This is a genomic window from Streptomyces sp. NPDC033131, from assembly GCF_055578365.1.
Genome location: NZ_JBVIPA010000006.1, coordinates 70604 through 82799, shown reverse-complemented (window position 1 = coordinate 82799; position 12196 = coordinate 70604). Strand labels below are relative to the sequence as shown.

Sequence of the window (12196 nt, the reverse complement as noted above, 5' to 3'; positions counted from 1 at the left end):
AGCCCGTGGCCCGGCCGGTCGCAGGATCCTGCGTACGCTCACCGCATGGCTGAGAACGGCGAGGCGGGCGTGGTCGGGCTGCGCGAGCGCAAGAAGCAGCGGATGTACGAGACCGTGTCGGAGATCGCGATCCGCCTGTTCCTGGAGAAGGGCTTCGACGCGGTGTCCGTCGCCGAGGTGGCCGCCGCGGCGGAGATCTCGAAGCCGACTCTTTTCCGGTACTTCCCGGCGAAGGAGGACCTGGTGCTGCACCGGTTCGCCGATCACGAGGGGGAGGCCGCGCGGGTCGTGGCGGGGGAGGAGGCGCCGCCCCTCGTGGCGCTGCGGCGGCACTTTCTCGCCGGGCTGGAGCGGGGCGACCCCGTCACCGGGCTCAACGACCATCCCCAGGTGCTCGCCTTCCACGCGCTGCTCTACGGGACGCCCGCGCTGGTCGCCCGGCTGTACGGGTTCCAGGAGCGGTCGGAGGCCGCGCTGGCCGAGGCGCTCGGGGGCGGGCTGGAGGCGCGGCTGGCGGCCGGGCAGATCGTGGCCGTACAGCGGATCCTCGCGCTGGAGAACTGGCGGCGGATCGCGGAGGGGGAGCGGGCGGCGGACGTGCGGGGGGACGCGGTGGCCGCGGCGCAGCGGGCGTTCGGGGTGCTGGAGGCGGGGTTGCCGCACTTGGCGGGAGCGAAGCAGTAAGCGATACCGAGATAAAAATTTAACTCGGTTACGTTATTCCGCTACGCTCGCTGGAATGACGGCACCCGACCCTTCCCTCCAGGACTCCCTCCGCCGCGAACGCGCCCACCACGACCGTTGCCGCGCCGCCCTGACCGCCATGGTCGACGGGGCCGGGGAACACGTCGTCACCGGCGAGGACGTCTCCGCCTCCGGTGCCGACGCCGAGGTCCTGGGGTACCGGCTGCGCAGCCGCGCCAAGGAGATGCGGGAGCTGCCCGAAGGGCCGTTGTTCTTCGGGCGGCTGGACTTCGCGGGTGGCGAGCACGCCGGGCAGGAATACCACCTCGGGCGGCTGCGGATCAGCGAGGACCCCGCCGCCCCGCCCCTCGTCGTCGACTGGCGCGCCCCGGTCTCCCGCGCCTTCTACCAGGCGAGCGCCGGCGAACCGCAGGACGTCGCCGTCCGCCGCCGCTTCGGCTGGGCGCCCGGCAGCCGGGGCGACTCCGCCGACCTCACGGGGCTGGAGGACGAACACCTCGGCCGGGGCGAGAGCCGCGCGAGCGACATCGTCGCCCGGGAGATCGAGCGCCCCCGCGTGGGGCCCATGCGGGACATCGCCGCGACCATCCAGCCCGAGCAGGACGATCTCGTCCGGGGGGACCTGGCCGTGTCGGTGTGCGTCCAGGGCGCCCCGGGCACCGGCAAGACCGCGGTCGGCCTGCACCGGGCCGCCTACCTGCTCTACACCCACCCGCAGCGCATCCGGCGCGGCGGCCTGCTGATCCTCGGGCCCAACCGCACCTTCCTGTCGTACATCGCGGCGGTCCTGCCGGCCCTGGGCGAGACGGGCGTGCGGCAGTCGACGCTCCTGGAGGAGATCGCCCGGCACCCGGTCGGCGGTGCCGACGACGAGCGGACGGCCGTCGTCAAACAGGACGCCCGGACGGCGGAGGTGCTGCGGAGGGCGCTGTACGCGCGCGTGTCGGCCAAGGGGGCGGCCGGGGAGCTCGCGGTGCCCGACGGGTCGTATCGCTGGCGGGTGCCCGCCGGCGAACTCGTGCGGATCCTGGAGGGCGTCCGGGCGGAGGAGCCGCCGTACGGCGTCGGGCGGGAACGGGTGCGCAGCCGGGTCGTGCGGCATGTGCAGCTGAGGGCCGAGCGGCGGGCGGGACCGCGGAACGCCGCCTGGGTGCAGCGGATCTCGCGGTCGCGGGCGGTCGGGGAGTACGTCGACGCCGTGTGGCCGCGGGTCCGGCCCGAGGAGGTGGTGGCCGAACTCCTCACCGACCGCCGGGCGTTGGCCGCTGCCGCCGACGGGCTGCTGGACGCCGACGAGCAGAAGGCCCTGCTGTGGGCGAGGCCGCCGCGCTCGTGGAAGTCGGCACGCTGGTCGGCCGCCGACCTCGTACTGCTCGACGAGGTCGCCGGGCTCGTCGAGCATCCGCAGGCCTACGGCCATCTCGTCGTCGACGAGGCGCAGGACCTCTCCCCGATGGAGTGCCGGGCGATCGCCCGCCGGGCCTCCTTCGGCTCGCTCACGGTCCTCGGCGACCTCGCGCAGGGCACCACGCCCTGGGCGGCCCGGTCCTGGACCACGACCCTGCACCACCTGGGAAAACCGGACGCGGCCGTCGTACCGCTGACGACCGGCTTCCGCGTGCCGAAGGCCGTCGTGGCCCTCGCCAACCGGCTGCTGGCGAAACTGGACGTGGACGTTCCGGCGGGGGAGTCGCTGCGCGGGGACGGCCGGCTGCGGATCCGCCCGGTTCCGGCCGGTGGCCTGCTCGGCGCGGTCGTGGACGCCGTACGGGACGCGTCGGCGCACGAGGGGTCCGTCGGGGTGGTCGCGGCGGACGCGGACGTCGACCGGGTGCGAGGGGCGCTCGAGGCGGCCGGGATCCCGGCCGCGGGCCCGGACACACCGGCCGCCCGCGTGAGCGTCGTCCCCGCGACCCTCGTCAAGGGCCTCGAGTACGACCACGTCGTCGCCGTCGAGCCCGCCGCCGTCGCGGAGGCGGAGGAGCGGGGGCTGCACCGGCTGTACGTGGTGCTCACGCGGGCGGTGTCCCGGCTGGAGGTGGTCCACGCACGGCCGCTGCCCTTCTAGACGCCCGCCGGACTCCCTCTCACGCGTCGAGAAGCGGGATCAACTGCTCCTCCTCGTACGTCAGATGGGCCTCCAGCTCCGCCGTCAGGCGCTCGACCTCGACGCGGGCGGCGGCCGGGTCCGCGTCCTCGGAGGTCACGACCCGGCGCAGATCCTCGACGAGGGCGGCGATCCGCTCGTGCTCCGCGCTCAGCCGCGCCAGCGTGGGAGCGGCCTCGGGGTGACGGCCGGCGAGGACCGGGAACATGCCGATGTCCTCGCCGGTGTGGTGGTTGTGCAGGCCGTGGCAGAAGGTCAGACAGTTGACGCGTAGTTGCGCCCCGAGGGTGGGCGTGCCTGAGCCGTTCGCGCTCATCTCCCGCCGGATCTGGACGAGTTCGCTCCGGAAGGCGTCGTGGACGACCTTGATCGCCTCGCCCATGGACCGGGCGTTGATGTTCGGCGGGCCGCCCTGCGCGATCTCGTACAGGGCGACCACGGGGATCACCCGCTCCGTCTTCTCCTGGTACGCCGCCCAGCCCGGGTCCGCCTCGACGGCCCGCGCGAAGGCCCGCTCCCGCTCCTCGCCCTCCAGTACGACGGCCCGCGCCTCGTACGTGAACGCGCCGCTCTCCACGGTCGCCCGGCGATGCGCGAGCAGGTTGGTGTACCAGTGCGGATGCCTGGGCGCGCCACCCGCCGAGGCGATGACGAGGATGCGCTCACCGCCGTCGGGGAGGTAGCCGACGGGGGTGGTGTGCGGGCTGCCGGTACGGGCGCCGGTGGTGGTGAGCAGGATCAGGCGGGCGCCTTCGAAATAGCCGCCCACACGGCCCTTGTTGGCGCGGAACTCGTCGATGACGGGCTGGTTGAAGTCGTTGGGCATGGTGTTCTCTTCCTTCTCTGTCGCTGTTTCCGTCCTGGGGAAAAACGCGGAAATACGCAGAGAAGAAGGCGGGCCCCTGGCCCGCCACGGCCTCACTCAGAGGCCGGGCACCCAACTCGCTCACGGCACGAGGCCGACCCGGCAGTCATGGGAGGCACGGTAGCGGCCCCCGCACGACTGCCGCCATCGAGATTTCCGGGACGCCTCAGCGACGGCCCAGCAACTCCGTGACGCGGATGAACCCGTCCGTGCCGTGGCCCAGTCCGACGACCCGGCGGGCCAGCCCCTCGGTCGCGCGCATCACGCTCGCGTCGATGCCGTGGGACTCGGAGGCATGGACGATGTGCGCCATCGTCGACACCGCCGAGGTGATCGGGTTGAGTTCCCCGGAGAAGGAACCGCTGTCGACGTCCCGCGCGAACTCCTCGAAGAGCGCCGGGAGGATCGCGGCGATGCCCTGGGCGAACGGAGTGAACTCCCGGGCGCTGATGCCCTCCGCCCGTGCCACCGCCAGGGCGTGCGCGTAACCCGACATCGCCGTCCAGAAGACGTCGAGCAGGGCGATGTCGTAGGAGGCGGCCCGGCCGATCTCCTCACCGAGGTGGGTGTGGGTGCCGCCCAGCGCGTCCAGCACGGCCCGGTGCTCCTGGTAGAGCTCCTCGGGGCCGCTGTGCAGGAACACCGCCGCGGGCGTCCCGATGGTCGTGGTCGGCGTCATGATCGCACCGTCGAGATAGCGGATGCCGTGGTCGGCGGCCCAGCCGGCCGTGTTCCGGGCGCGGTCGGGGGTGTCGGCGGTCAGGTTCACGACGGTGCGGCCCTTGAGGGCGTCGGTGACCGCCTCGCCTCGCAGGACGGCGTCGGCCGCGTCGTAGTTCACCACGCAGACGACGGTCAGCGCGCTCGCGGCGACCGCCTCCGCCGCCGACCGCGCGGACACGGCCCCACGGCCGACGAGCTCCCGCTCCTTGCCCGGCGTGCGGTTCCAGACCGTGACCCGCAGTCCCGCGTCCAGCAACGCGCCGGCGAGGGCGCGGCCCATCGGCCCCAGTCCGAGGACGGTGACGGCAGACTGGTCGGTGGACTTGGACATGCTTGAACTCCTTTGAGAGCACTGACGATTCACGACTGAGCGTGACGAAAGGGGCGAGGATGACGCGTGCGCGTGCCCGGGACCTGAACGTGTGCGGAGTGACCGCCGCGATCTCCGTGATCGACGGCAAGTGGAAGACCGCGCTGCTGTGGCTGCTGGAGTCCGGCCCGTACCGACCGGGTGAACTGCGGCGGCAGCTGCCCGGGCTCAGCGAGAAGGTGCTGACTCAGGCCCTGCGCGAGATGGAGGAGGACGGCTTGGTGCACCGGGAGGTGCACGACGTGCTGCCGCTCAGGACCGAGTACTCCCTGACCGGGTTCGGCCGTGAGCTCTCCGAGGCTCTGGCCCCCCTTTCCGACTGGGGCCACCGTCGCCTGGAGAGGCTGGCGGGCCCGCTGGTGGCCGACGGCTGACCGGCCACCACCAGCCTCCGCCGTGCGGCCGGAGCTGCCAAGTACCCACAAAAAAGTGGGTACTTGGCGCACCGTGTCAGTCACGTCCGGGCCTCGCGGAGGGCGTCGACGCGCGGTCGCCCTGAACGCCGCGGCTCGCGCGCGGCCCGCGCGGGAGGCCGGTCAGGTGCCGACGTAGGCCGCGAGGTGCTCGCCGGTGAGGGTGGAGCGGGCGGCGACGAGGTCGGCGGGCGTGCCCTCGAAGACGATCTCGCCGCCGTCGTGGCCGGCGCCGGGGCCGAGGTCGATGATCCAGTCGGCGTGCGCCATGACCGCCTGGTGGTGCTCGATGACGATGACCGACTTGCCGGAGTCGACGAGCCGGTCGAGCAGGCCGAGCAACTGCTCGACGTCGGCGAGGTGGAGGCCGGTGGTCGGCTCGTCGAGGACGTAGACGGGCTGGTCGCCGCCCTTCTCTGCCATGTGGGTGGCCAGCTTGAGCCGCTGCCGCTCGCCACCGGACAGCGTGGTCAGCGGCTGGCCGAGGCTGAGGTAGCCGAGCCCGACGTCCGCGAGCCGGTCGAGGATGCGGTGCGCGGCCGGCGTACGCGCCTCGCCGGTGCTGAAGAACTCCTCGGCCTCGGTCACCGACATCGCGAGCACCTCGCTGATGTCACGGCCGCCGAGGTGGTGGTCGAGGACCGAGGCCTCGAACCGCTTCCCCTCGCAGTCCTCGCAGGTGGTGGCCACGCCGGCCATCATCGCCAGGTCGGTGTAGATGACTCCGGCACCGTTGCAGGTGGGGCAGGCGCCCTCGGAGTTGGCGCTGAACAGCGCCGGCTTCACGCCGTTGGCCTTCGCGAACGCCTTGCGGATCGGGTCGAGCAGTCCGGTGTACGTCGCCGGGTTGCTCCGTCGCGAGCCGCGGATCGCGCCCTGGTCGATCGACACCACGCCCTTGCCGGCCGGGATCGACCCGTGCACCAGCGAGCTCTTGCCGGAGCCGGCGACGCCGGTGATGACCGTGAGCACCCCGAGCGGGATGTCGACGTCCACGTCGCGCAGGTTGTTCGCCGTCGCGCCGCGGATCTCCAGCGTGCCGGTGGGCTTGCGCACCGCTTCTTTGAGGGAGGCCCGGTCGTCGAAATGGCGGCCGGTGATGGTGCCGCTGGTCCGCAGCCCCTCGACGGTGCCCTCGAAGCAGACGGTGCCGCCCGCCGTACCGGCGCCGGGACCGAGGTCGACGACGTGGTCGGCGATCGCGATCGTCTCCGGCTTGTGCTCCACGACGAGCACCGTGTTGCCCTTGTCCCGCAGCCTCAGCAGCAGGTTGTTCATCCGCTGGATGTCATGCGGGTGCAGTCCGATGGTGGGTTCGTCGAAGACGTAGGTGACGTCGGTGAGCGAGGAGCCGAGGTGGCGGATCATCTTGACGCGCTGCGCCTCACCGCCCGACAGCGTGCCCGACGGCCGCTCCAGCGAGAGATAGCCGAGACCGATCTCCACGAACGAGTCGAGGCTGTGCTGCAGCGCGGCGATCAGCGGCGCCACCGACGGCTCGTCGAGATCGCGCAGCCAGGCGGCCAGGTCCCTGATCTCCATCGCACAGGCGTCGGCGATGGAGATCTTCCCGATCTTCGAGGACCGGGCGCCCTCGCTGAGCCGGGTGCCGTCGCACTCCGGGCAGACGGCGAACGTCGTCGCCCGCTCCACGAACGCGCGGATGTGCGGCTGCAGCGCTTCGATGTCCTTGGACAGCATCGACTTCTGGATCTTCGGGATCAGGCCCTCGTACGTCAGGTTGATGCCGTCGACCTTGATCTTGGTCGGCTCCTTGTGGAGGAGGTCGTGCAGCTGCCGCTTCGTGAACGTGCGGATCGGCTTGTCCGGGTCGAAGAAACCGCAGCCGGCGAAGATACGGCCGTACCAGCCGTCCATGCTGTAGCCGGGGATCGTGAGCGCGCCCTCGTTGAGCGACTTGGAGTCGTCGTAGAGCTGGGTGAGGTCGATGTCGGAGACCGTGCCCCGGCCCTCGCAGCGTACGCACATGCCGCCGGTGCGGTTGAACGTCGCCTTCACCGCCTTCTTGGCGCCGCGCTCCACCGTGATGGCGCCGCTCGCCCGGACCGAGGCGGTGTTGAAGGAGTACGCGCTGGGGGGGCCGATGTGCGGCTTCCCGAGCCGGCTGAAGAGGATGCGCAGCAGCGCGTTGACGTCGGTGGCGGTGCCGACCGTGGAGCGGGGGTCGGCGCCCATCCGCTGCTGGTCGACGATGATCGCGGTCGTCAGCCCTTCGAGCACGTCGACCTCGGGCCGCGCCAGCGTCGGCATGAAGCCCTGCACGAAGGTGCTGTACGTCTCGTTGATCATCCGCTGCGACTCCGCGGCGAGCGTGCTGAAGACCAGAGAGCTCTTGCCGGAGCCGGAGACGCCGGTGAACACCGTCAGCCGGCGCTTCGGGATCTCGAGGCTGACGTCCTTGAGGTTGTTCACGCGCGCGCCCTGCACGCGGATCAGGTCGTGGCTGTCGGCAACGTGCAGCGCCGGCGGCTGCGCGTCCGTCCTCGTGACCGTGCTCATCGGTCCTCCATCTGTCGGGCGGGGCGCCTTCGCGGTCTGTGGCGGGTGCTGTCGCCGGTGCGGTGGCCGGCCGGGGCCGGGCTCACGCGGCGGGGCGCTGGTTGAAGCGCAGCATGTTGCCCGCGGGATCGCGGAAGGCACAGTCGCGAACCCCGTACGGCTGGTCGAACGGCTCCTGCAGCACCTCGGCGCCCGAGGCCTGGATGCGCTCGAATGTAGCGTCGCAGTCGTCGGTCGAGAAGATGACGCCGCGCAGCACACCCTTGGCCAGCAGCTCGGCCATGACCTGCTTGTCGGCCGGCGAGGCGTTCGGGTCCGCGAGCGGCGGCTCGAGGACGATCTCCACGTCCGGCTGGGACGGCGAGCCGAGGGTCACCCAGCGCATCCCCTCGAACGCGACGTCATTGCGCACCTCGAGTCCGAGCACGTCCCGGTAGAAGGCGAGCGCCTTGGCGTGGTCGTCGACGGCGATGAAGCATTGTGAGAGTTTGACGTCCATGCGGCCACGCTACGGGCGGGCGGCGTCCTTCGCTTCTCCGTTTCTGACGGCTTCCGCGGGACCCGCCGGTCCGGCCTTCCCGGCCGTTTCCGGGCTGCCCGCCGACTCCGCTTTCCGGCCCGCCCGGGGGTGCCTGACCGGTCGCGTGAAGACCTTGGCGACGCAGGCGGGGATGGCCGCGCCCTCGTCGTGCCGGCGCGCCCGGTACGCGCTCGGGCTCTCCCCCACCAGCTCGGTGAACCGCGAGCTGAACGACCCGAGCGAGGTGCAGCCGACGGCGAAACAGACCTCCGTCACCGGCAGGTCGCCGCGCCGCAGCAGTGCTTTGGCGCGCTCGATCCTGCGCGTCATCAGGTAGCTGTACGGACTCTCGCCGAAGGCGGCGCGGAAGCTGCGGGAGAAGTGGCCGGCCGACATGTGGGCCGCGCGTGCCAGCGCCGGGACGTCCAGAGGCTCCGCGTAGTCGCGGTCCATCTGATCGCGGGCCCGGCGGAGCCGGACCAGGTCCGCCAGCGTCACCGGACCGGCATGGCACGGCCGGTGCGCACACTCCTTGCCATGCTCAACGTATAGCGCACCAGGGGGCTTGCGGCAAGGCCCAGGTCGTGCCGCAGAATCGTCGGCCAAGGCCAGGACCTGCGGAAACGGCGTCCTGGCGCGGTATCTCTCGGCACCTGGGGGCGCATTCATGACGGACGTGATCGTGGTCGGCGGCGGGCCGACCGGCTTGATGCTGGCCAGTGAGCTGAGGCTGGCCGGTGTACGGGTGGTCGTACTGGAGAAGCTGACCGAGCCGACCGGGCAGTCGCGCGGGCAGGGCCTGCACGCGCGCAGCGTCGAGATCATGGACCAGCGCGGCCTGCTGGACCGGTTCCTCGCGGTCAGTGAGAAGTTCCAGGTCGGCGGTCTGTTCGGCGGCATCGCCAAGCCGTGGCCGGACCGCCTGGACACGGCGCACCCGTACGGCCTCGCCACCCCGCAGCCGGTCACGGAGCGGCTGCTCAACGAGCGCGCCCTCGAACTGGGCACCGACATCCGGCGCGGCTGCGAGGTCGTCGGGCTGAGCCAGGACGAGGACGGGGTGACCGTCGAGCTGGCCGACGGCGGGAGTCTGCGCTCGCGCTACCTCGTCGGCTGCGACGGCGGACGCAGTGTGGTGCGCAGGCTGATCGGCGTCGGTTTCCCCGGCGAGCCCGCCAGGGTCGAGACCCTGCTGGGCGACATGGAGGCGACCGAGGATCCGGCGACGATCGCCGCCGTCGTCGAGGAGGTCCGCAGGACCCAACTGCGGTTCGGCCTCGTCCCGCAGGGGGAGGGGGCGTACCGCGTCATCGTGCCCGCCGACGGTGTGGCCGAGGACCGGGCGACCGCGCCGACCCTCGAGGACTTCCGGAAGCAGCTGCGGGCGGTCGCGGACACCGACTTCGGCGTGCACTCGCCGCGCTGGTTGTCCCGGTTCGGCGACGCCACCCGGCAGGCCGAGCGCTACCGGGTCGGCCGGGTGCTGCTGGCCGGCGACGCGGCGCACATCCACCCGCCGACCGGCGGACAGGGGCTCAACCTCGGCGTGCAGGACGCGTTCAACCTCGGCTGGAAGCTGGCCGCCGCGGTCAACGGCTGGGCCCCGGAGGGCCTGCTGGACAGCTACCACGCCGAACGGCACCCGGTGGGCGCCCGCGTACTGGACAACACCCGGGCGCAGATGACGCTCCTCGGCGCCGACCCGGGTGCGACCGCGCTGCGGGAGCTGTTCGCGACGCTGATGGACTTCGAGGAGGTCAACCGGTACGTGACCGGCATGATCACCGGGGTCGAGGTCCGCTACGACTTCGGCGAGGACCATGAACTGCTCGGCCGGCGGCTGCGCGACGTGCAGCTGAAGCAGGGGCGCCTCTACGAGCTGATGCACGGCGCCCGCGGCCTGCTGCTCGACCGGACCGGCCGGCTCTCGGTGACGGGCTGGGCGGACCGGGTCGACCACGTCGTCGACTCCGCCGAGGAGCTGGACGTGCCCGCGGTGCTGCTGCGGCCGGACGGCCACGTGGCGTGGGTCGGCGAGGACCAGCGGGAACTGCTCGCCCGGCTGCCGAAGTGGTTCGGCGCCGCCGCCGGCTGAGCACGCCGCCGCCGGCTGAGCGAGCGGCCGGGGAGGGCGCAGGTGGTGCGGCGGCAGTGGCGCGGCACACTTTTGCAAGCGGGTGCTTGCAATAGTTAGCGGAGGTGGGGCAAGGTGGAGGCATGGCAACGCTCAACGTCGGCAATCTCGGTGAGTACCTGCGCGAGCAGCGGCGCAACGCGCAGCTGTCCCTCAGGCAGCTCGCCGATGCCGCCGGGGTGTCCAATCCGTATCTGAGCCAGATCGAGCGCGGGCTGCGCAAGCCGAGCGCGGAGGTGCTGCAGCAGGTCGCCAAGGCCCTGCGGATCTCCGCCGAGACGCTGTACGTGCGGGCCGGGATCCTCGACGCCGAGCGGGAGCTCGACGAGGTGGAGACGCGTGCCGTCATCCTCGCCGATCCCACGCTGAACGAGCGGCAGAAGCAGGTGCTGCTCCAGATCTACGAGTCCTTCCGCAAGGAGAACGGGTTCGGGATCGACGCGGCGGGTGCCGAGACGGAGACGCCCGACGCGGCCGTCACCGGTGCACGGACCGACGGTGCCATGGACGCCCAGGACGGCGAGAGCGCCGTACGGGAAACCCGCGCGGAAGGCGGACGCAAGCCCGCCGCACGCCGTACCCGCACCACCCGCACGACCGGCGGCAATGACGCCGGCCCGCAGCAGACGGCCAGTTGAGCCGGACCAGGGCACCGACCGCCTGACTGCGGACCACAAAACCCTCAGCCGAAAGCGAATCCGGGAGGACCATCACCATGGCCATCACCGACGACCTGCGCAAGACCTTCAGCGACCCGACTCCGCTCTACTTCGCCGCCGGCACCGCCGACCTGGCCCTGCAGCAGGCGAAGAAGGTGCCCGGCCTGGTGGAGCAGCTGCGCGCCGAGGCGCCCGCGCGGATCGACGCCGTGCGCAACACCGACCCGAAGACCGTGCAGGAGAAGGCCCAGGCGCGCGCCAAGGAGGCGAGTGCCAAGGCCAAGGAGGCTCAGGAGAGCATCCAGACCAAGGTCGGCGAGTTCATCGGCACCCTCGACGGTGACCTGAAGAAGATCGGCACCACCCTCGACGCGGACCTGAAGAAGCTGGGCGAGACCGCCCAGGACTTCGCCCTCCGCAGCGTCGGCGTCGCCGCCGAGTACGCCGTCAAGGCCCGCGAGACCTACGAGAAGGTCGCCGAGCACGGCGAGCAGACCGTGAAGACCTGGCGCGGCGAGGCCGCCGAGGAGATCGAGGAACTGGCGATCGCCGTCGAGCCCCAGGCCGAGCCGGCGCCGGAGCCGGTCGAGGTCAAGGCCGTGCCGACGCCCGCCGAGACCGCCCCGGCGAAGAAGACCGCGGCCAAGAAGGCCCCGGCCACCCGCAAGACCACCGCCAAGAAGACCACGCCGCCCGCGAAGTAGTCGTCGCGGCGGGGATCACGGGTCGGGCACTCTCGGAGTGCCCGGCCCGTTGTGCGGGTAGGGCGCTTGCGGGAACGGTACGGTGACCGCGTGAGGACGAGCCGAGTCTGGTGGTGGACGTAGTGCTGATGCAGGGGTTCGCAGGCTTCATGTGGCTGCTGAGCATGGCGCTGATCGTGTTCAGCGGCTTCGCGCTGATCGACGCCGCCACGCGCCGCGAGGACGCCTATCGCGCGGCCGACAAGAAGACCAAGCCGTTCTGGCTGATCGTCCTCGCCCTGGCCTTCGTGGTGAACCTGATCTTCAACATCCTGTCGTTCCTGCCGATCATCGGCCTCATCGCGACGATCGTGTACATGGTCGACGTACGGCCCGCCCTGCGCGGTATGCCGGGCGGCGGCCGCAGCCGACGGGGCGGCTCCAGCAGCGACGGCCCCTACGGCCCGTACAACGGCGGACGCTGACCCACCTCGTAC

12 protein-coding genes are annotated in these 12196 nt (G+C 71.8%); 7 read left to right on the top strand and 5 right to left on the bottom strand.

The features are described 5' to 3' along the window. Positions 1–45: 45 nt before the first annotated feature. The gene (locus ACZ5XS_RS10680; RefSeq protein ID WP_468649828.1) at positions 46–684 is read left to right on the top strand and encodes a TetR family transcriptional regulator; all 639 of its coding nucleotides are present in this window, start codon (positions 46–48) and stop codon (positions 682–684) included. Positions 685–739: 55 nt separating this feature from the next. Beyond that, entirely contained in the window at positions 740–2773 is a 2034-nt protein-coding gene (locus tag ACZ5XS_RS10675) for a HelD family protein (protein WP_468649826.1), read from the top strand. Between the two features lie 19 nt (positions 2774–2792). On the opposite strand, the gene ACZ5XS_RS10670 is transcribed toward ACZ5XS_RS10675, so the two are convergent. Beyond that, positions 2793–3638 carry a nitroreductase/quinone reductase family protein gene (locus ACZ5XS_RS10670; protein WP_468649824.1) on the bottom strand — a complete coding sequence of 282 codons (846 nt, stop codon included), beginning with the start codon at positions 3636–3638 and terminating at the stop codon, positions 2793–2795. Between the two features lie 205 nt (positions 3639–3843). After that, a complete protein-coding gene (locus ACZ5XS_RS10665) occupies positions 3844–4731 on the bottom strand; it encodes an NAD(P)-dependent oxidoreductase (protein WP_468649822.1) in 888 nt (295 codons plus the stop codon). Positions 4732–4790: 59 nt separating this feature from the next. Between ACZ5XS_RS10665 and ACZ5XS_RS10660 the strand changes: the two genes are divergently transcribed. Next, positions 4791–5144 carry a winged helix-turn-helix transcriptional regulator gene (locus ACZ5XS_RS10660; RefSeq protein WP_468649820.1) on the top strand — a complete coding sequence of 118 codons (354 nt, stop codon included), beginning with the start codon at positions 4791–4793 and terminating at the stop codon, positions 5142–5144. A 162-nt stretch (positions 5145–5306) separates the two neighbouring features. On the opposite strand, the gene ACZ5XS_RS10655 is transcribed toward ACZ5XS_RS10660, so the two are convergent. From ACZ5XS_RS10655 to ACZ5XS_RS10645, 3 genes are all read right to left on the bottom strand, one after another. Next, positions 5307–7703 carry an excinuclease ABC subunit UvrA gene (locus tag ACZ5XS_RS10655; protein WP_468649818.1) on the bottom strand — a complete coding sequence of 799 codons (2397 nt, stop codon included), beginning with the start codon at positions 7701–7703 and terminating at the stop codon, positions 5307–5309. Positions 7704–7785: 82 nt separating this feature from the next. Next, positions 7786–8202: a VOC family protein gene (locus ACZ5XS_RS10650; RefSeq protein ID WP_468649816.1), complete on the bottom strand. Its 417-nt coding sequence runs from the start codon at positions 8200–8202 to the stop codon at positions 7786–7788. Positions 8203–8211: 9 nt separating this feature from the next. Then, positions 8212–8676, bottom strand: coding sequence for a helix-turn-helix transcriptional regulator (locus ACZ5XS_RS10645; protein ID WP_468650178.1), 465 nt, complete (start codon positions 8674–8676; stop codon positions 8212–8214). A 214-nt stretch (positions 8677–8890) separates the two neighbouring features. On the opposite strand from ACZ5XS_RS10645, the gene rox reads away from it, so the two are divergent. From rox to ACZ5XS_RS10625, 4 genes are all read left to right on the top strand, one after another. After that, entirely contained in the window at positions 8891–10318 is a 1428-nt protein-coding gene (rox, locus tag ACZ5XS_RS10640) for a rifampin monooxygenase (RefSeq protein WP_468649814.1), read from the top strand. A gap of 122 nt (positions 10319–10440) precedes the next feature. Then, complete coding sequence (locus ACZ5XS_RS10635; RefSeq protein WP_468649812.1) at positions 10441–10995, top strand: helix-turn-helix domain-containing protein; 555 nt, start codon at positions 10441–10443, stop codon at positions 10993–10995. Between the two features lie 77 nt (positions 10996–11072). Next, the gene (locus ACZ5XS_RS10630; RefSeq protein WP_217237007.1) at positions 11073–11720 is read left to right on the top strand and encodes a hypothetical protein; all 648 of its coding nucleotides are present in this window, start codon (positions 11073–11075) and stop codon (positions 11718–11720) included. 128 nt (positions 11721–11848) lie between these two features. Then, entirely contained in the window at positions 11849–12184 is a 336-nt protein-coding gene (locus ACZ5XS_RS10625) for a DUF2516 family protein (RefSeq protein ID WP_217237078.1), read from the top strand. Positions 12185–12196 lie beyond the last annotated feature (12 nt).